General features: G+C 58.5%; 20 protein-coding genes. 8 read left to right on the top strand and 12 right to left on the bottom strand.

From position 1 onward, the window contains the following. Window positions 1-182: 182 nt before the first annotated feature. From xerD to ffh, 6 genes are all read right to left on the bottom strand, one after another. Complete coding sequence (gene xerD / locus ACM6IK_RS15300; RefSeq protein WP_414874989.1) at window positions 183-1,079, bottom strand: site-specific tyrosine recombinase XerD; 897 nt, start codon at window positions 1,077-1,079, stop codon at window positions 183-185. A 100-nt stretch (window positions 1,080-1,179) separates the two neighbouring features. Next, entirely contained in the window at window positions 1,180-1,530 is a 351-nt protein-coding gene (gene rplS, locus ACM6IK_RS15295; RefSeq protein WP_003175895.1) for a 50S ribosomal protein L19, read from the bottom strand. Between the two features lie 45 nt (window positions 1,531-1,575). Next, the gene (gene trmD, locus ACM6IK_RS15290; protein ID WP_007941398.1) at window positions 1,576-2,328 is read right to left on the bottom strand and encodes a tRNA (guanosine(37)-N1)-methyltransferase TrmD; all 753 of its coding nucleotides are present in this window, start codon (window positions 2,326-2,328) and stop codon (window positions 1,576-1,578) included. A 1-nt stretch (window position 2,329) separates the two neighbouring features. Further along, window positions 2,330-2,866, bottom strand: a complete 537-nt coding sequence (gene rimM / locus ACM6IK_RS15285; protein WP_150754524.1) for a ribosome maturation factor RimM — start codon at window positions 2,864-2,866, stop codon at window positions 2,330-2,332. 5 nt (window positions 2,867-2,871) lie between these two features. Then, window positions 2,872-3,123, bottom strand: coding sequence for a 30S ribosomal protein S16 (gene rpsP, locus ACM6IK_RS15280; RefSeq protein ID WP_108214983.1), 252 nt, complete (start codon window positions 3,121-3,123; stop codon window positions 2,872-2,874). A 266-nt stretch (window positions 3,124-3,389) separates the two neighbouring features. Further along, window positions 3,390-4,766 (bottom strand): signal recognition particle protein, encoded by a 1,377-nt coding sequence (gene ffh / locus ACM6IK_RS15275; RefSeq protein ID WP_056726162.1) that lies wholly within the window; start codon window positions 4,764-4,766, stop codon window positions 3,390-3,392. 210 nt (window positions 4,767-4,976) lie between these two features. Between ffh and ACM6IK_RS15270 the strand changes: the two genes are divergently transcribed. The 5 genes from ACM6IK_RS15270 to rlmF all read left to right on the top strand — a co-directional run bounded on the left by ACM6IK_RS15270 (window position 4,977) and on the right by rlmF (window position 12,918). Further along, entirely contained in the window at window positions 4,977-5,789 is an 813-nt protein-coding gene (locus ACM6IK_RS15270; protein WP_414874988.1) for an inner membrane protein YpjD, read from the top strand. Between the two features lie 12 nt (window positions 5,790-5,801). Beyond that, window positions 5,802-7,034: a transporter associated domain-containing protein gene (locus ACM6IK_RS15265; RefSeq protein WP_414874987.1), complete on the top strand. Its 1,233-nt coding sequence runs from the start codon at window positions 5,802-5,804 to the stop codon at window positions 7,032-7,034. Window positions 7,035-7,289: 255 nt separating this feature from the next. Next, complete coding sequence (locus ACM6IK_RS15260; protein WP_414874986.1) at window positions 7,290-8,606, top strand: MFS transporter; 1,317 nt, start codon at window positions 7,290-7,292, stop codon at window positions 8,604-8,606. A 168-nt stretch (window positions 8,607-8,774) separates the two neighbouring features. Further along, window positions 8,775-11,621 (top strand): valine--tRNA ligase, encoded by a 2,847-nt coding sequence (locus tag ACM6IK_RS15255; RefSeq protein ID WP_414874985.1) that lies wholly within the window; start codon window positions 8,775-8,777, stop codon window positions 11,619-11,621. A 265-nt stretch (window positions 11,622-11,886) separates the two neighbouring features. After that, a complete protein-coding gene (gene rlmF / locus ACM6IK_RS15250; protein ID WP_414874984.1) occupies window positions 11,887-12,918 on the top strand; it encodes a 23S rRNA (adenine(1618)-N(6))-methyltransferase RlmF in 1,032 nt (343 codons plus the stop codon). 152 nt (window positions 12,919-13,070) lie between these two features. Here rlmF and ACM6IK_RS15245 read toward each other — a convergent pair whose 3' ends face one another. Together ACM6IK_RS15245 and ACM6IK_RS15240 are read right to left on the bottom strand one after the other, a co-directional pair. Beyond that, on the bottom strand, window positions 13,071-13,511 hold the full coding sequence (locus ACM6IK_RS15245; protein ID WP_414874983.1) for a DUF3757 domain-containing protein: 441 nt from the start codon (window positions 13,509-13,511) through the stop codon (window positions 13,071-13,073). A gap of 303 nt (window positions 13,512-13,814) precedes the next feature. Next, window positions 13,815-14,096, bottom strand: a complete 282-nt coding sequence (locus ACM6IK_RS15240; RefSeq protein WP_007905514.1) for an HU family DNA-binding protein — start codon at window positions 14,094-14,096, stop codon at window positions 13,815-13,817. Between the two features lie 396 nt (window positions 14,097-14,492). On the opposite strand from ACM6IK_RS15240, the gene yejK reads away from it, so the two are divergent. Next, window positions 14,493-15,497: a nucleoid-associated protein YejK gene (gene yejK, locus ACM6IK_RS15235; protein ID WP_007972706.1), complete on the top strand. Its 1,005-nt coding sequence runs from the start codon at window positions 14,493-14,495 to the stop codon at window positions 15,495-15,497. Continuing rightward, window positions 15,497-15,847 (top strand): glutaredoxin family protein, encoded by a 351-nt coding sequence (locus ACM6IK_RS15230; protein ID WP_414874982.1) that lies wholly within the window; start codon window positions 15,497-15,499, stop codon window positions 15,845-15,847. The genes yejK and ACM6IK_RS15230 overlap by 1 nt, the downstream gene beginning before the upstream one ends. A 133-nt stretch (window positions 15,848-15,980) precedes the next feature. Here the strand turns inward: ACM6IK_RS15230 and ACM6IK_RS15225 are convergent, their stop codons facing one another. The 4 genes from ACM6IK_RS15225 to ACM6IK_RS15210 form a co-directional block, all read right to left on the bottom strand. Then, the gene (locus ACM6IK_RS15225) at window positions 15,981-16,916 is read right to left on the bottom strand and encodes a glutathione S-transferase family protein (RefSeq protein WP_414874981.1); all 936 of its coding nucleotides are present in this window, start codon (window positions 16,914-16,916) and stop codon (window positions 15,981-15,983) included. A gap of 88 nt (window positions 16,917-17,004) precedes the next feature. After that, window positions 17,005-17,325: a GIY-YIG nuclease family protein gene (locus tag ACM6IK_RS15220; protein ID WP_414874980.1), complete on the bottom strand. Its 321-nt coding sequence runs from the start codon at window positions 17,323-17,325 to the stop codon at window positions 17,005-17,007. 40 nt (window positions 17,326-17,365) lie between these two features. Further along, a complete protein-coding gene (locus ACM6IK_RS15215) occupies window positions 17,366-17,836 on the bottom strand; it encodes a nuclear transport factor 2 family protein (RefSeq protein ID WP_414874979.1) in 471 nt (156 codons plus the stop codon). Between the two features lie 120 nt (window positions 17,837-17,956). Beyond that, on the bottom strand, window positions 17,957-18,583 hold the full coding sequence (locus tag ACM6IK_RS15210; protein WP_414874978.1) for a response regulator: 627 nt from the start codon (window positions 18,581-18,583) through the stop codon (window positions 17,957-17,959). Between the two features lie 459 nt (window positions 18,584-19,042). Between ACM6IK_RS15210 and ACM6IK_RS15205 the strand changes: the two genes are divergently transcribed. Next, window positions 19,043-19,771, top strand: coding sequence for a fimbria/pilus chaperone family protein (locus ACM6IK_RS15205; RefSeq protein WP_414874977.1), 729 nt, complete (start codon window positions 19,043-19,045; stop codon window positions 19,769-19,771). Window positions 19,772-19,881: the final 110 nt, after the last annotated feature.

Below are 19,881 nucleotides of genomic sequence, written 5' to 3'. Positions count from 1 at the left end.
CGTGCAAACCGTCCCAGCCTATCACATAAGGTCCGCATGGCCGAATGCACCTGATGCAAGACATTTGTGGCGACACAATCCCCTGTGGGAGCGAGCCTGCTCGCGAATGCGGTGTGTCAGGCGTCATTAATATTGGATATGCCGGCCTCTTCGCGAGCAGGCTCGCTCCCACAGGTTTTGCGTTAGCCTCTGGGATGGTGCCTGGCATGCAGATCCTGCAACCGTGCCCGGGCAACATGGGTGTAGATCTGGGTCGTCGACAAGTCGCTGTGCCCCAACAGCATCTGCACCACCCGCAGGTCTGCACCGTGGTTGAGCAGGTGCGTGGCGAAGGCATGGCGCAAGGTGTGCGGCGACAGCGACTTGCCGATCCCGGCCACCTTGGCCTGGTGCTTGATCCGATGCCAGAAGGTCTGCCTGGTCATCTGTTCGCCACGCTGACTCGGGAACAACACATCGCTGGGACGGCCACCGAGCAGTTCGCTACGCCCGTCACGCATATACCGCTCGACCCAGGCGATCGCCTCCTCGCCCATTGGCACCAGCCGCTCCTTGCTGCCCTTGCCCATTACGCGCAGCACACCCTGGCGCAGGTTGACCTGCTCCAGCGTCAGGCTGATCAACTCGGTTACACGCAGGCCACAGGCGTATAGCACCTCGAGCATGGCTCGATCGCGTTGGCCGATGGCTTCGCTCAAGTCAGGCGCCTTCAGTAGTGCTTCAACATCAGCTTCCGAGAGGGATTTCGGCAACGGCCGTCCGAGCTGCGGCATATCAACGCGTAACGTCGGATCGACCGCAATCAGCTTTTCCCGCAGCAGATAGCGATAAAAGCCACGCACGCCCGAGAGAAATCGCGCGGTCGAACGGGGCTTGTAGTTTTGCTCCAGACGCCAGGCCAGATGATCAAGGATCAACTCACGCCCGGCACTGATCAACTCCAGCCCATTCTCCTGCAACCAACCGTTAAACAGCGCGAGGTCACTGCGATAGGCGTCTCGAGTGTTATCGGAGAGACCTTTCTCCAGCCAAAGAGCGTCGAGAAACTGGTCAATCAGGGGATGATCAATGGCAGGCATAAAGGCTCAGGCAAGACCGGCAATACGGCCTGGGAAGATAAATCGCGGGCAACAAAAAAGCAGCCCGCAGGCTGCTTTTTTTTTGCATCGGAAGCTGGACTTAAGCCAGTTTTTCCTTGATGCGAGCTGCTTTACCCGACAGGTCACGCAGGTAGTACAGCTTGGCTTTACGTACGTCACCGCGACGCTTGACAGCCATGCTGTCGATTTGCGGGGAGTAGGTCTGGAAAGTACGCTCTACGCCAACACCGTTGGAGATTTTACGAACGGTGAATGCACTGTTTACGCCGCGGTTACGCTTGGCGATAACAACACCTTCGAACGCTTGCAGACGCGAACGGTCGCCTTCCTTCACTTTCACCTGAACGACAATGGTGTCGCCCGGGGCAAAGGTAGGGATCTCTTTGGTCATCTGCTCTGCTTCGAGTGCAAGGATGATTTTGTTAGTCATGCTGTGCTCCTAAGGTAAATCGTCGGATCTACCATCGATACGTTGTTAACTATCGTCCCGCTCGCGGATGTATTCCTCGAGCAGCTTCTTCTCTTCTCCAGAAAGCGAGCGGCTTTCCAGAAGATCGGCGCGTCGTTCATAGGTCCGACCAAGGGACTGCTGTAAACGCCAACGCCGGATGTGCGCGTGATTGCCACTTAGCAATACGTCGGGAACACGCTGATCCGCATACACCTCCGGTCGGGTGTAGTGCGGGCAATCCAGCAAACCATCCGTAAAGGAATCTTCCTCGGCGGAGTCCGCATGCCCTAAAGCTCCAGGCAGCAGTCGTGTAACCGCATCGATCAGGACCATCGCCGGCAGCTCGCCGCCAGACAGTACATAGTCGCCAATCGACCACTCTTCATCGACATGAGCATCAATAAAACGCTCGTCAATGCCTTCATAGCGGCCGGCAATCAGGATCAATGCATCCAGATTCGCCAACTCGCGTACCGCCGACTGAGTCAGTTGACGGCCTTGGGGGGACAGGTAAATTACCTTCGCCGCCTCCCCGGCTGCTGCCTTGGCCTGAACCAGAGCATCTTCCAGGGGCTTGATCTTCATCACCATGCCCGGACCACCGCCAAACGGGCGATCGTCCACAGTGTGATGTCGATCCGTCGTGTAGTCTCGCGGATTCCAACAGGTGAGCTGCAAGAGCCCCTGTTTCACCGCCCGACTGGTGATGCCGTACTCGCTGATGGCGGAAAACATCTCGGGAAACAGACTGATCACTTCTACGCGCAAGTTAGCCACGTTAGAAATCCGCGTCCCAATCCACCTTCATCTCACCTGCTGCCAGGTCGATGGCCAACACGCATTGCTCCGTATAGGGCAACAGGCGTTCACGATCATCCAGGCTGCCAGCGCAAGGCTTGACCACCATGACATCGTTCGAGCCGGTCTCCAGCAGGTGATCGATTTTCCCGAACAGTTGTCCGAGAGTGTCGATAACCTTGAGACCTTCCAGCTGGTACCAGTAGTACTCGCCGTCGGTGAGTTCAGGGAACAGGTTGCGCGGCACGCAGATCTCATAACCAGCCAGAAGACGAGCTTCTTCGCGATCATCGAGACCCTTGAGCTTTGCGACCAGGAACTTGTCGTTCCCGCGTCCGCTGACCAGCTCTACCTGCTTTACATTGCCGTCACGCTTGAGCGTCCAGGTTTTGTAGTCCAGCAGGTTTTTAATCGGATCAGTAAAGGAGTACACCTTCACTTCGCCGCGAACGCCGTGAACAGAATAAATCTTGCCGATAACGATCAAATCATCAGCAATGGCTGGCGTCGCGTTCATATTGCTCAGGCCGCAGCCTTAGCAGTTTCCTTCAACAACTGAGCAACGCGCTCAGAAGGTTGTGCACCAACGCTCAGCCAGTAGGCTACGCGCTCTTGGTTCACGGACAGACGAACTTCCTGACCACGGGCAACAGGGTTGAAGTAGCCAACCTGTTCCTTGTGCGAACCGTCGCGCGGGTTGCGGCTGTCGGTTACGGTCAAGTGGTAAAACGGGCGCTTTTTGGAGCCGCCAAGGGCAAGACGGATTGTTAGCATGTGAACATCGTTCCTGTAGTCGGTGCTGCAAATCTAAAGGCACAGCGGGCATGGGTGCCCGAAAGGCCGCATATTCTAAGGAATATCCGGACTTTTGCAAATGACTTTTTCCGGCGGTCTATCGGCCGCCATGCAGATTTGCTATAGAGCCGTCGTTGAAAACGGCCGATCAGCTCCCGCCAAGTGCGGGTTTGCTGTGTATCCCACGTCCGTGTGGGGCAGCGCCGACCCGATGGCCGGCGCGAATTCTGGTGCTTAACAGAGCACTACATCTTCGGCATGCCGCCGCCGGGCAACATACCGCCCATGCCGCGCATCATCTTGGCCATTCCGCCTTTCGCGGAGAATTTCTTCATCATTTTCTGCATCTGCTTGTGCTGCTTGATCAAGCGGCCGATGTCCTGCACCTGAGTGCCGGAACCCATGGCGATCCGGCGCTTGCGCGAGCCGCTGATCATCTCAGGGTCGCGGCGCTCGGCCGGGGTCATGGAGTTGATGATGGCTTCCATCTGTTTGAACTGCTTCTCTGCCGCACCCTGGGCGTTGCCCATCTGCGCCAGATTCACGCCGCCCATGTTCGGCAGCTTGTCCATCAGGCCGCCGAGGCCGCCCATGTTCTTCATTTGTTGCAGCTGATCACGGAAGTCTTCGAGATCGAAGCCCTTGCCCTTCTTCAGTTTCTTGGCCAGTTTGTCGGCCTTGTCCTTGTCGAGGGTCGCTTCCGCCTGCTCGATCAGGCTGAGCACGTCGCCCATGCCGAGGATGCGCGAGGCGATACGCTCAGGATGGAACGGATCGAGCGCTTCGCTCTTCTCGCCCATACCGATGAACTTGATCGGCTTGCCGGTGATCGCACGCACCGACAGTGCGGCACCGCCACGGGCGTCGCCGTCGACCTTGGTCAGGATCACACCGGTCAGCGGCAATGCGTCGCCGAAGGCCTTGGCCGTGTTGGCGGCGTCCTGACCGGTCATGGCGTCGACCACGAACAGGGTTTCGACCGGGTTGATCGCGGCATGCAACGCCTTGATCTCGCCCATCATCTCTTCATCGATGTGCAGGCGACCGGCGGTATCGACGATGACCACGTCGATGAATTTGAGTTTTGCTTCCTTGATAGCCGCTTGCGCGATCTCGACCGGCTTCTGGCTCAGATCGGACGGGAAGAAGGTAACGCCGACTTCACCAGCGAGCATTTCCAGCTGTTTGATCGCCGCTGGACGATAAACGTCGGCGGACACGACCATGACCGACTTCTTCTTGCGCTCTTTAAGGAAGCGCGCAAGCTTGCCGGCGGTGGTGGTTTTACCAGCACCCTGCAAACCGGCCATCAGGATGACCGCTGGCGGCACGGCGCTCAGGTTCAAATCTTCGTTGGCCGCGCCCATCAGGCTTTCAAGTTCGGCCTGGACGATCTTCACGAAGGCCTGGCCCGGCGTCAGGCTGCGCGACACCTCGGTACCGACGGCACGTTCCTTGACCGAATTGACGAAGTCCTTGACCACCGGCAGGGCGACGTCGGCCTCGAGCAACGCCATGCGCACTTCACGCAGGGTGTCTTTGATGTTGTCTTCAGTCAGCTTGGCCTTGCCGGTGACATGGCGCAGCGTCTGCGAGAGACGGTCGGTTAAGTTTTCAAACATTGCGCGATCCTTTCAGGCCCTGTGTAGACCGGGATAATGGCGGCCCGGACCGGACTAAACGTGTGCTCGGCGAGCCTGCGGCGTGGGCAGGTCGCGGATTATAGCGAAGACTGTGGCCGGCGGACACCTCGCTGTCGGGTTGCACGGTCTTTCGTGTGGCGGGGGTTCTATGCCAAACTCAGCGACTTTCGGGCTTGCCTAACAGGATTTATGCTCCCCTTGTCACCCAGTTTGCTAACTACCCTCGCCGCCGCCTGCTTGTATGCCGCTGCGACCATCTACCAGGGCACTCGCCTGGCGTCCGGCGCCAAGGCCAACAAACGCCTGCTGGTCTTGCTCGGCGTGCTCGCCGTATTGACCCACAGCGCCAGCCTGCTCACCCACCTGCTGACCCCGATCGGCCTGGGCCTGGATTTCTTCAGTGCCGCCAGCCTGATTGCCGCAGCGGTCATCGCATTGACCCTGCTGGCCTGCTCGCGGATTCCTGTGGAGAATCTGCTGATCCTGCTGTTCCCGCTTGGGGCCTTGACCGTGTCGCTGGCGCATTTCGCGCCGGCCGGTACGGTGCAGATCATCGATGAGGAGCCGGGCATCCTCGCCCACATCCTGCTTTCGATTCTGGCCTACGGCATGTTCACTATCGCGGCGTTCCAGGCCTTGCTGCTGCTGGTTCAAGACCATCAGCTCAAGCACAAGCACCCATCCGGGCTGATCAAGAACTTCCCGCCACTGCAAACCATGGAAAGCCTGCTGTTCGGTTTCCTCTGGGCCGGCTGGACGCTGTTATCGCTGTCGCTGATTTCCGGCTGGCTGTTCGTCGAAAACCTGTTCGCCCAGCATCTGGTGCACAAAACCCTGCTGGCCTGCCTGGCCTGGTTCGTTTTCAGCGTGCTGCTTTGGGGACGCAATCGCCTCGGCTGGCGCGGGCACAAAGCGATTCGCTGGACCCTGGCCGGTTTTTGCCTGCTGATGCTGGCGTATTTCGGCAGCAAACTGGTTCGTGAATACATCCTGCATATCTGACGGGCGGCATTAATGGACGACTTGCCCATAGGGCCGATGCTTGCGGTAGTGACCCTGCTGATTTTATGGTCGGGACTGTTTACCGCCATCGAAGCGGCGCACCAGTATTTACTGGCCCAGCGCACCGCAACGCGCTCCAGCGACAAACCGGTGGCGAAACTCAGCTTCCCCCTGGCCAGCCTGATTTTTTGCAACACCCTCTGCCGCGCACTCGTGGTGGTCATCAGTACCTTGCTGGCCATTTTCACCTGGGCCGAGAACGGTCCGTGGGTCGCGTGCCTTGGGGCCGGCGCCATTTTGCTGGTGTTTTCCGACTATTTACCCCGAGCGCTCGCCACCCGCTATCCGGATGCGATCCTGGCCCAGGGCAACAATCTGTTGCGCGTGCCACTGAAAATCACCTATCCCGCGGCATGGTTGCTCAACAGCATCAGTCAATGGCTGATTCGACCGTTCGCCCGTAAAGCCAAAGTAGTACAGCAGAGTGACGACGAAACGTTGACGGAGCGGCATGCATCCTCCGAAACCGTAACCCGCACTCACCCGCTGCCAGGCATCCACGCGCTGGACAACATCACGGTCAATGACATCCTGGTACCGCGCAGTGACGTGGACGGCATCAACCTCGATGATCCCATCGAAGAAATCACCGAGCAATTGCGCCACAACAAGCGCACTCGCCTGCCGGTGTTCCACAGTGATATCAACCAGGTCGAAGCCGTCCTCAACACCCGGCACATCCTGCACTTGCTGCCCGACGCGAGCCTGACCAGGGAAGCGTTGCTGGCGGCCAGTCACGAGCCATACTTCGTGCCGGAAAGCACCCCGTTGCAGTTGCAACTGCTCAATTTCCATAAGCAGCAGCGGCGCCTGGGCATGGTGGTCGACGAATACGGCGAAGTGCTGGGCATCGTCACCCTGGAAGACATTCTCGAAGAAATCGTCGGTGAGTTCGAAAGCCAGCACAGCGTGGACAATCCGCACATTCATCCGCAAGCCGACGGACGCCTGGTGATCGACGGTGCCGCCTCCATTCGCGAGCTGAACAAGAGCCTCGGCTGGCACCTGCCCAGCGATGGCCCGAAAACCCTGAACGGCTTGGTCACCGAGGCTCTGGAAACCATTCCCGAAAGCGCGGTATGCCTGAAGATCGGCCGCTACCGCCTGGAAATTCTCGAGACCGAGGACAACCGTGTCACGCGGGTGCTGATCTGGCAGACCAGCTCGATGCCTGTTGTTATCTAAAACTCGCCACAATGCCCTCGCAAGCCCTCTTGTTCGATCGTTAGCCACCTTCCTATAATCGAACCGCTTACCCAAGCCTCGCCGGCCCCGTGCTTACCCCGCACTTCGCAGCTTCCGGCCCGACCATCAGCAAGAACCGCAGCAAACCGACGACTGTTCCTACCTGAAACAGCGACCGCGCTCTCACCCACATCCCTGGGTTCTCGACCATAATAATTCGCTCCACTGGGGCACATGACTGTCAGGGATAACCGCATGACGACCAGCACGACTTACAGCGATTCCACGCCTGCGCAACCGACGAACTCCGCCACCCGCGTGGCCACCGCGAGTTTTATCGGCACAGCCATCGAGTTCTACGACTTCTACGTTTACGCCACCGCCGCCGCGCTGGTGATCGGCCCGGTGTTCTTTCCACAGACATCCGGCACCGCCCAGATGCTTTCGGCGTTTCTCACGTTCGGCATCGCGTTCCTTGCACGACCACTTGGCTCGGCACTGTTCGGCCACTTTGGCGACCGAATCGGTCGCAAATCGACCCTGGTTGCCTCGCTGCTGCTGATGGGCGTGTGCACCACACTGATCGGCGTACTGCCCGGGTACGACAGCATTGGCGCCTGGGCACCGATCCTGCTGTGTGTCCTGCGCTTCGGCCAAGGCTTGGGGCTGGGCGGCGAATGGGGCGGCGCAGCGTTGCTGGCCACGGAGAACGCACCCAAAGGCAAGCGCGCGTGGTTCGGCATGTTCCCGCAACTCGGCCCGTCCATCGGTTTTCTCGCGGCCAACGGTCTGTTCCTGACCTTGGCCGTGGTGCTTGACGATGAACAATTTCGCTCTTGGGGCTGGCGTGTTCCATTCCTCCTCAGCGCCGCGCTGGTGATGGTCGGCCTGTACGTGCGCCTCAAGCTGCATGAGACCCCGGTGTTCGCCAACGCCATGGCACGTCAGGAACGGGTGAAGATCCCCCTGTTCGAGTTGTTCGGCCAATACTGGGCTCCCGTCTTGCTGGGAGCCGGCGCGATGGTGGTGTGTTACGCGCTGTTTTACATCTCCACCGTGTTTTCCTTGAGTTACGGCGTGGCAACGCTCGGCTACAGCCGTGAAACCTTCCTCGGGCTGCTGTGCTTCGCCGTGCTGTTCATGGCAGCCGCCACCCCACTGTCGGCCTGGGCCAGTGACCGTTACGGGCGCAAACCGGTGCTGATCATCGGTGGCGTGCTGGCGATCCTGTCAGGGTTCCTCATGGAGCCGCTGCTGACCCAAGGCTCGACCTGGGGCGTGGCACTGTTTCTATGCATCGAGCTGTTTCTGATGGGCGTGACGTTTGCGCCCATGGGTGCGCTGCTGCCGGAGCTGTTTCCGACCCACGTGCGTTATACCGGCGCCTCGGCGGCCTACAACCTGGGCGGTATCGTCGGTGCTTCGGCGGCGCCGTTCTTCGCGCAGAAGCTAGTTGCGATGGGTGGTTTGAGTTATGTCGGCGGGTACGTGTCCGGGGCAGCGGTGTTGAGTTTGATTGCCGTGCTGTGCCTGAAAGAAACTCGACATAACGATTTGAATCGCGTCGCCTGACAGATTGCTATCGCGAGCAGGCTCGCTCCCACAGGGAGATGTATCCCTGTGGGTCGATTTGCCACAATTTTCCCTCCACCCATTGTCACCTCGCTCTACGCGCATCGGCTCATCCCCGCTATACTTCCCGGCTTTTCCTGAATAAATGCCAATAGGGTCCCGCCGCGCATGGATAAGACCTACCAGCCGCACGCCATTGAAACTTCCTGGTACAACACCTGGGAGTCAGAGAATTACTTCGCCCCGCAAGGCGCGGGCGAGTCCTACACCATCATGATCCCGCCGCCGAACGTCACCGGCAGCCTGCACATGGGTCACGGCTTCAACAACGCGATCATGGACGCCCTGATCCGCTTCCGCCGCATGCAGGGTCGCAACACCCTGTGGCAACCGGGCACCGACCATGCCGGTATCGCCACGCAGATGCTGGTAGAGCGTCAGCTCGAAGCCAAGGGCCAGAGCCGTCACGACCTGGGCCGCGAGAAATTCCTCGAGAAAGTCTGGGAGTGGAAGGATGAATCTGGCGGCAACATCAGCCGTCAGATCCGTCGTCTCGGTTCGTCCGTAGATTGGAGCCGCGAGCGCTTCACCATGGACGACGGTCTCTCGGAAGCCGTTAAAGAGGCTTTCGTCCGCCTGCACGAAGACGGCCTGATCTACCGCGGCAAACGCCTGGTCAACTGGGACACCAAGCTGCACACGGCGATTTCCGACCTTGAAGTGGAAAACCACGACGAGAAAGGTTTCCTGTGGAACCTGAAATACCCACTGGCCGACGGCGCCAGGACCGCTGAAGGCAACGATTTCCTGATCGTCGCCACCACTCGCCCGGAAACCATGCTCGGCGACTCCGCCGTGGCCGTTAACCCGAACGATGAACGCTACAAAGCCCTGATCGGCAAATTTGTCGAGCTGCCGCTGGTCGGCCGCCGCATCCCGATCGTTGCCGACGATTACTGCGACCCTGAATTCGGCACTGGCTGCGTGAAAATCACCCCGGCCCACGACTTCAACGACTATGAAGTCGGCAAGCGTCACAACCTGCCGCTGCTGAACATCTTCGACAAGAACGCAGCCGTTCTTCCCGCGTGCCAGGTGTTCAACCTCGACGGCACGCTGAACGAAACCATCGACGGCAAGATCCCGGCCGAATACGCCGGTCTCGACCGCTTCGAAGCGCGCAAGCAGATCGTGGCCGCGTTCGACGCTGCCGGCCTGCTGGTCAGCGTTGACGATCACGCCCTGAAAGTACCGAAAGGCGACCGCTCCGGCACCGTCATCGAGCCGTGGCTGACCGACCAGTGGTACGTGTCCACCAAACCTTTGGCCGAGCCTGCGATCGCCGCCGTTGAAGACGGCCGTATCCAGTTCGTGCCGAAACAGTACGAAAACATGTACTTCTCGTGGATGCGCGACATCCAGGATTGGTGCATCAGCCGCCAGCTGTGGTGGGGCCACCGGATTCCGGCCTGGTACGACGAGTCGGGCAAGGTCTATGTCGGTCGCGACGAAGCCGAAGTGCGTGCCAAGCACAATCTCGACCCGGACGTTGCGCTGCAACAGGACAACGACGTTCTCGACACCTGGTTCAGCTCGGGCCTGTGGACGTTCTCCACCCTCGGCTGGCCGGAAAAAACCGAATTCCTGAAGAAGTTCCACTCCACCGACGTCCTGGTGACTGGCTTCGACATCATTTTCTTCTGGGTTGCCCGGATGATCATGCTCACCATGCATTTGGTGAAAAACGAAGACGGCACGCCGCAGGTTCCATTCAAGACCGTGTACGTTCACGGCCTGGTGCGTGATGGCCAGGGCCAGAAAATGTCCAAGTCCAAGGGCAACGTCCTCGACCCGCTGGACATCATCGACGGCATCGAGCTCGAAGCCCTGGTGCAGAAACGCACCTCCGGCATGATGCAGCCGAAACTGGCGAAGAAGATCGAGAAGCAGACCCGCGACGAGTTCGCCGAAGGCATCGCCAGCTACGGCACCGACGCCCTGCGCTTCACCTTCTGTTCGCTGGCGTCCACCGGTCGTGACATCAAGTTCGACATGGGCCGCGTCGAAGGCTATCGCAACTTCTGCAACAAGATCTGGAACGCGGCGCGCTACGTGCTGGACAAGGGCGAAGACTGTGGCCAGAACGGCGAAGCCTACGAGCTGTCGCTGGCCGATCGCTGGATCATTTCGCAGCTGCAACGCACCGAAGCCGAAGTGACCCGCCAGCTCGACCAGTTCCGTTTCGACCTGGCTGCGCAAGCTTTGTACGAATTCATCTGGAACCAGTATTGCGACTGGTACCTGGAACTGTCCAAACCTGTGCTATGGGACGAAAACGCACCGGTCGAACGCCAGCGCGGCACCCGTCGCACCCTGGTGCGTGTACTGGAGGTCGCGCTGCGTCTGGCGCATCCGTTCATGCCGTTCATCACCGAAGAGATCTGGCAGCGCATTGCGCCGCTGGCCGGTATCGATGGCAAGACGATCATGCTGCAACCTTGGCCAGTGGCCAATGAAACACGCATCGATCAGGCGGCCGAAGACGATATCGAGTGGCTCAAGGGTCTGATGCTCGGTACTCGTAACATCCGTGGCGAAATGAACATCGGCCCGGGAAAACCGCTGCCGCTGTTCCTGAAGAACGTCAGCGCCGAGGATCAGCGTCGTCTGACCGAGAACGAAGCCTTGCTGAAGAAGCTGGCACGCCTCGAATCGATCACCGTGCTGGCTGCCGGCGACGAAGCTCCGCTGTCCGCCACCGCGCTGGTCGGCGAGATGGAAGTGCTGGTGCCAATGGCCGGCCTGATCGACAAAGGTGCGGAACTGGCGCGTCTGGACAAGGAAATCCAGCGTTTGCAAGGTGAAGTGCAACGTGTCGGCGGCAAGCTGTCCAATGCCGGCTTCGTTGACAAGGCGCCAGCCGAAGTCATCGACAAGGAACGCGCCAAACTGGCCGAGGCCGAACAGGCCCTGGGCAAGCTGGCCGAGCAGCATGCGCGGATTGCCAGCCTGTAACGGTAGATCGCAATAAATGAGGGAGGCCCATGCGGCCTCCCTTTTTTATGCCTGCCACTTCCCAACTAACCAAAGAAGATCCCTGTGGGAGCGGGCTTGCCCGCGATGAGGCCATCACATCCAACATATGTGTTGTATGACACACCGCCATCGCGAGCAAGCTCGCTCCCACAGGGTTATGTGCTGATTGCTACAGTTGGGTTCACATCGGCTGGATGTGGGACAATGCCCGCCACTTTCAGCCATACCCGAATCGACCACACCCATGACCGCCCCTCGCCCCCCCAAGCCTGCGCGCAAAAAGCCTGCTCCGAAGACTCCGGCCACGGCCGTCGCCCCGAAGGAAAAGGCCAGCCTGCATCCGCGCAATCGCCATCAGGGTCGCTACGACTTTCCGGCGCTGATCAAAAGCGCCCCGGAATTGAAGAAATTCGTGATCATCAATCCGTACGGCAAGGAAAGCATCGACTTTGCCAGCCCGCAAGCCGTGCGGGTGTTCAACCGGGCACTGCTCAAGTCGTTCTATGGCATCGCTCACTGGGACATTCCGGCCGACTACCTGTGCCCACCGGTGCCAGGCCGTGCCGATTACGTGCACTTCCTCGCCGACCTGCTGGCCAGCAGCAATGACGGTGTAATCCCCCGGGGCGCCGCCGTGAAGGTGCTGGACATCGGCATGGGCGCCAACTGCGTGTATCCGCTGATCGGTTACAGCGACTATCGCTGGCAGTTCCTTGGTTCCGATATCGATGCGACCGCCATTGCCGCGGCGAAGGCCATCATTCAATCCAATGGCCTGAACAAAGCGATCCAGGTACGCCAGCAGAGCAACCCCAAGCAGATCCTCACAGGCCTGCTGGAGAGCGCAGAGCGGTTCGACCTGACCATGTGCAACCCGCCATTCCACGCCTCTCTGGACGAGGCCACACGGGGCAGCACGCGCAAATGGCGCGCCCTGGGCAAAGCCGACCCGAAACGCAAGCTGCCGGTGTTGAACTTTGGCGGGCAAGCGGCGGAATTGTGGTGTGAGGGCGGAGAAGTGCGTTTCGTCACGCAACTGGTCAACGAGAGCGCGCAGGTGGCGCAACAAGTACTGTGGTTCAGCACGCTGGTGTCAAAGGCGTCGAACCTGCCGGCGATCCAGGCCGCCTTGAAAAAGGCCGGCGCATTGGACAGCCAGGTGGTCGAAATGGGCCAGGGACAAAAACAGAGCCGCTTCGTCGCATGGACCTTCCAGACCCAGGCGCAGCAACAGGCCTGGCGTCAGGCACGATGGCCGAAGGCTACCGCTGAGTAAAACGTTGAATGCACAGAAAGCCGTGCCCCGATTACCCAGGGCACGGCTTTTTAACAAGTCTTAGTAGTTAACCGTGATATTCGGGGTTACCACAAAAAACCTGACAACTTTCCTGACGATTTCAACAACAAGAAAGTTCATACATTATCGTTTCAGGGCTTTGCCGCACGAACAATCTCTTTGAACCCACAGGCACGGGCCTCTTTACTGTCGCAGTAATACCGAGTCATCCACTCCGACCATGGACCCTTGTTGGTATCAATACTTACGATAGTTCCCTCTCGCTTGTATCTCATATCCAGACTACCTCCATTTTGCAGCATGTAACCACAACGCAGGATTTCACCAACGATCATGCCAGCTTCGGCCTCTTTGCGAGGTGCGAATATCGCCACTTCGAATTCACCTACCGGCCCGCGCCCGGTTTGCGAAACACCGTACCACTCCCCCTCGCCACTCGCTGCTGGTGCTTTATAGGCACCGGCTGTCAACTCCTTGATGTCAGAAGGGCTTGGGCAGTACTCGGTAACATTTGCCAAAGCCGGGCCGGAAACCAGAAACGACACGCACATCAATAGCTGTTTAACTTTCATAAAAACGTCCCTGTAACGAACAACTGAAATTTGATTTTGGCTTTTAAGTAAAGCCAAGCGCTATGCGTTGTTGATACTACCGACCCAAGGCGCACACTCAACTATCAGCTCTGTAGGAATGATCGTTTTATAAAGAGAGAAAAGTGCTATTCAGCGCAAACAGCTACTTTGTCTGGCACGCAGGTAATAAATGCTTTCAAATGACAGGATTATTTCAACAATTCACCTTGCGTAAATCGTTACAGCACCCACAAAAAAACCGTGCCCGGATCGCTCCGGTGCACGGTTTTTTCTTAACAAGTCTTACTTGTTGACAGCGTCGGTCAGGCCTTTGGCCACAACCAGCTTGATCACTTTCTTGGCAGCGATTTCGATGGCAGCACCAGTCGAAGGGTTACGGCCAGTACGGGCAGGGCGCTCAGTCACTTTCAGTTTGCCGATACCTGGCAAAGTGATTTCGCCGCCGTTTTCCAGCTGATCGGCAACGATTTGGCCCAGTTGGTCCAGAGCGTTACGCGCGGTGGTTTTCGGCGCGTCGATAGCTTCAGCGATGTCGGCGATCAGTTGGTCTTTAGTAAGAGCCATTTAGTGTTCCTTCCCTATCAAATTCATATGGATTGCAGAGTGCAATGTCAGCCATCGAGCCCGATCTTCTGGATCTGGCACCCTCGGCGAAATAACCTCGGGATCGGGGTTATAGATACCGAAATCAGGGTTTGGTTCGACCTGACAAAAGCTGACTGCAGGCTTAACGCAGTGACTTCGCGCAAGACCGGGCAAAACTAGCACACAGACGTGGAAATATCCGCCTCTAGCTACCCATTTGGTCAGCTTTATTGCTCTAAATCTGCAAAAAATCGCATAAGCGCCGCCGGTCGGCCCGCAATTACCCTTCGCACCGCGCCAAAACCAGTGGTTGCGGTACACTGAGCGCTTTTTCGGGGGAGCACGCCCTCCTCTCTCCATTCAGCCGAGAAGCCCATGCCGATCCGTCATTGCATCGTCCACCTGATCGACAAAAAACCCGACGGCACACCTGCGGTTCTCCACGCCCGTGACTCTGAACTGGCTGAGTCCGCGGCCATCGAGAACATGCTCGCCGACCTCAACGAAAGCTATAACGCCAAACAGGGTAAAGCCTGGGGCCTGTTCCATCCGGAATCCGGCGCTTTCCCGTTCAGCGGCTGGCTGAAGGAGTACCTGGAGGGCAGCCAGGATTTCACCGCATTCAGCCGAGTGGCGGTCGAGCACCTGCAAAAGCTGATGGAGGAGTCGAACCTGTCGGTCGGCGGCCACGTGCTGTTCGCGCACTATCAACAAGGCATGACCGACTACCTGGCCATCGCCCTGCTGCACCACAGTGAAGGCGTGGCCGTGACCGACGAACTGGACGTGACCCCGTCCCGTCACCTGGACCTTGGCCAGTTACACCTGGCAGCACGGATCAACGTTTCCGAGTGGCAGAACAACAAACAATCCAAGCAGTACATTTCGTTCATCAAAGGCAAGAACGGCAAAAAGGTTTCGGAGTATTTCCGCGACTTCATTGGCTGCCAGGAAGGCGTCGACGGTCCCGGTGAAACCCGCACCTTGCTCAAAGCCTTCAGTGATTTCGTCGAAAGCGAAGACCTGCCGGAAGACGACGCCCGCGAGAAGACCAAGACCCTGGTGGATTACGCCAGCAGCCAGGCCAAACTCGGCGAGCCAATGGGTCTGGAAGAATTGTCGGGGCTGATCGACGAAGAACGCCCGAAGGCCTTCTACGATCACATCCGCAACAAGGATTACGGCCTGTCGCCGGAAATCCCGGCTGACAAACGCACCCTGAACCAGTTCCGCCGCTTCACCGGCCGCGCCGAAGGCCTGTCGATCAGTTTCGAAGCGCACCTGCTGGGATCGAAGATCGAGTACGACGAAGAAGCCGGCACGTTGATCATCAAGGGCCTGCCCACTTCGCTCACCGATCAGTTGAAGCGTCGCAACTGATGCTCGGCGGCGTACTGAAAAAATTCCTGCTGATCCTGCTGGTGGTCGTGGCTTACCAGAACTGGGGCAAGATCGAGCGGGTGTTCAACCCTTCGCAAGTGGTACCTGCACAGACGCAGGCCCAGGCCAACGTCGTGCTCTACGCCACCGAATGGTGTGGTTACTGCAAGCTGACCCGGCGCTTTCTCGATCAGAAAGGCGTTCCGTACAAGGAGTTCGATATCGAGAAGGATGCCGTCGCGCGCAAGGATTATCAGGCCTTGGGCGGCGGCGGGATTCCGATCATCGATGTAAACGGAACCCTGATTCGCGGGTATGACCCGGATGCGATTCTGGCGGCTCTCAAATAACTGTTCAGCGTACAACCATCCATTGTAGGAGCTGGCTTGCCAGCGAAGACGGTGGATCAGTCGACAAAAATGCTGACTGACAAACCGCATTCGCTGGCCAGCCAGCTCCTACAGGGCCTGTTTATGACGGGACTTACTGCGCTCCAATACGGAAACCAAACCGCGGGAAGTGCACATGCACCACACCGCCACGCTCGTCCTCTCGCCGTACAATCAGCTCCTCGCGGCCGGCAAACAACAACTCCCCCGCCACCGGATCAACGCCGTAGTCCGTAGCGGCGATCACTACCTGCTGCCCCGCCGTGAACCCGTTGGGATCGACGAACTGCTCATCCGGCAATGCCGCTGGCGTGGACGTGCGTGCCACTGCCAGGGCCTCCTCGGAGCTCATCTCGCTGGACGCACCATGACCGAAACCCAAAACCCGCGCATGCCATGCATTGACTGCCGGATAAGCATCGACCAAGGGTGCCGTGACCGGCGTCGCCTTGAGAAACCACAGTGAATGAGCCAAGGCGAAGTCGGCAATCGACGGTTCGCCAAACAGGTAATCGCCTTCTTCGCGCTGCAACTGTTGTTCCAGCCGCGACATGATCGTTGGCCACTGGTGTTTGGCCTGCTCGGCGGACAGTTTTGTCGCACTACCACCACCGAACAAACCGGCGCGGTCGGCCAGAAACGCCTTGATCGCTTCCGGCGACAAATTGCCAAAGCGCACCGCTATCGACTCCGGCTGGAACACCAGGCTGACCGCATGCTGGAACACCACTGAGTCGGCCCAGGCGGCAAATGACGCAGTGATCATTTCTTGCCCCTCAGGGTAGAACGCCGGCAAGGCTTTTTCCTGTTCCAGTCGCCGGGCAATCAATGCTGTGTCGCAATAGATATCTGCACCGACCTGCAACACCGGTGTCTTGCGATAGCCACCGGTCAGCGCCGTGAGATCCGGTTTGGGCATCACAGGCGGGATCCTCACCGAGCGCCAGGACAAGCCCTTGAAGCCCAGCATCAGGCGGGCCTTTTCGGCAAAGGGGGACGTCGGGTAATGATGCAGAATCAACTCGGACATGCTCGGCTCCGCCGCAAGGATCAGGAACCAGCAGCTTAGCGCGCAATCAGCTGACAGCCTACAGATCTGCCTGATGGGAACTGATCAGTCAGAGTGATAAACCAGAGGCGACGTTCGCTACGCTCGCCACCAGGCATTCCTTGGCACTCTTCTTGAGTTTTTTGATCAGCCGTTCCTGACGCAACGCATCGCTTTTGTCGCGACAACGTTCGGTGTAGACCAGGGCCATGGCCGGGCTGGAGAGAAAGAAACGTGCGCCCTTGCCGCTTTGATGCTTGGCGAAGCGACGCACGGGATCATCGCTGATCCCACAATAGAGCGAACCGTTGGCCGCGCGAACGAGGTAGACGAACCAGGTTTTACTCGCGCAGGTGTCGGCGTCGACAGGGCTTTCGCTGAGGGTGGTCACGTAACGATCCGGGCTTGAGGGAAAACAGGCCGCGATCTTATCAGCGACTGGCCTGGAATGCCTTCAGCCCCTTCAATGCCTGGGCGCGAACGGCGTTGCGCACCAGTGGCGTCCAGCCCAGCAACAGACCTTTGAAACCCAGCGCCTGACGCGACCAGGCCCACAGATCAAAACGGTCATGATGCTCGCAGATCTTGCCATCACGAAAGACGAAACGCGCCTGGATATCGTTGACCACGGTGTTGCCGGTCTGGCTGAACAGATAGGTCGCAACCCAATGGGCACCACCGGTGCGCTCATCGGCGTGAACATGATCGAAAGTCAGGGAAAAGTCTTTGGCCCGAGTGGTCAGCATGCGCCACATGTCACCGGCATCGCGACCGCGAAGCTCGCCGAACGCCGGGTCGCTGAACACCACATCATCGGCGTAACAGGCAGCCATGGCTTCGGCATCCAGGCGCTGGAAAGCCTGGTAGAAACGGGTGATCAAGGCACTATGGGCTTCACTCATTTGCGGGCTCCCCAGGATTTGCATAATGGCTTCGAAAGATTGCCTGCACGATAGTCTGCAAATGCATCGAACACTATCGGCATTCATGGCGAAAATAGCGCAATGACTATTCCTGCCATTTCAGTACGACATTCCGCTGTCCCGGGCGTAGGAAAAAAGATCAACGTCCGTGGAAATACCCAACCGGTGCATGGCCATGTTCTTCTGCTTACTGATGGTCGACACGCTGCGTTTGAAATGAATGGCGATTTCGCTGACGGTCATGCCACTGGCGAGCATTCGGACCACTTCATATTCCTTGGCTGACAGTGGCGATTCGTGCAGCTGATTGCGGGTGTTGGCCAGCAGCGTGCGCAGGGACTCGCTGAGGTAGCGGCGCCCTTCCAGCACTGCATTGATTGCCAGGGGCAGCTCCTTCGCCGATGCGGTTTTGGCCACGACGGCCATCGCCCCTTGAGCCAACACAGCCCTTGCCGTCGCCACACTGGTAAACATCGTCACCAGAATGATCGGCAAGGCCGGGTAATGGCGCTGAATCGTACTCAACATTTTCAAGCCATCGGCCTGCTGCCCCCCCGGCATGGAGAAGTCCGTGATGAGCAGGTCGCAGGGCGTGCTTGAAAGCAGATTCATCAGGCTGTCGGCACTGTCGGCCTCACCGACGATCACACATCGTCGACTGGCGTTGATGAGTATGCGCAGCCCGACACGAACGACGGAATGGTCGTCAGCAATAACGACTCGCATTGTGGGATACCTTCTGATTGTGGCGCGAAAGCGCGGAAAATAGCGCCGTTCTTACCCATTCCACAACGCCCCGAAAAAACCTCTAACGTCGCAGCCTCAATGTATTCAATGGGCTGACTCTTTGCCCACCCATTAAAAAGATGGTTCCTACAATGCAGCAGGCGGAAGACTACACAGAAGGACTACAACCAAAGGATTGCTCGTTAGAAAACGCTACGTAGTCCGCAACATTCTTTCATACACGCCCCCTCCCTTTTCGTATTAGTTGCATTCCTCCCGCTCCGCCTGCCCGCTAAATTGCGGCCTGCCAATTTGCCCCGCCGTACCTGTACAGAACTGCGCTCACTCGCTGGCTGACGATCGAACGCCCATTACCCAGCGCACTGCATGCTTGCCCATGCAATCCCTGCGCTACCTGTATCGCGAGCCATGCCAACGGTCTTTTATCCGGGAATTTCAATGAGAGACATCAAGACAATATTGTTGAAGCAAGTGCGCCGTTTGACCCATACGGGTATCGGTGCCTGCGCTCTGTTATTCACCGCGCAGGCTCACGCCGACGGCATGGTGCCCGATACTTCAGTGGTCATCGTCAATGAAGCCAACGGGGAAGTCGCTGTCTCTGTGACCAATACCGATAGCAGCCTGGCGCTGCTGCACGTCACCCTCGAAGACATTCCCGAAGACACCGAGCCTTTGGTGTTCGTGACGCCACCCTTGGCACGCGTTGAAGCCTCCAGGACGCAGTTGGTGCGCTTCATCCTGCAATCAAAAAAGCCCCTGCTCACCCAGCGTTTGAAGCGGGTGATTTTCGAAGGCATCCCCCAAGGCAAATCTGCTCCCGAGGCCGGGCATGCCCGTGTGGGCATGACGGTGCGCCAGAACCTGCCGGTCATCCTTCACCCCGCAGGCCTGGCGCCCAACCGCACGCCATGGACCGACCTGAAATGGTCGCTGCAGGATGGTCAACTGACCGTACGCAACGAAACGCCTTATGTCGTACGCCTTGCTCAGGAAGTGCAACTGTTGCCTTCCGGGAGCGGTGCAATGCTACCGCGAACCTACGTACTGCCTGGAGACCACATCAGCGTTCCGGTCCCCGTAAAGGCTGCCACCCAGGTTCGAATTCATCCCGCGACGGTCTATGGCTTTGCCGTGCCGCCCTATGAAGCGCTGCTCGCCCCCTAGAACCGACACCACCGATAGCGCCGTGCAGGGAAAAGCAGGCGTCGACATTTCAACGTGATGGCCTGTTTTGCCGTCGCCACATGCGTGACGGACGCCGTAGCGGATCAAGC

This window comes from Pseudomonas sp. IT-196MI5 (assembly GCF_949767415.1).
GTDB lineage: Bacteria > Pseudomonadota > Gammaproteobacteria > Pseudomonadales > Pseudomonadaceae > Aquipseudomonas.
This window is presented reverse-complemented; position numbering and strand designations above follow the sequence as displayed.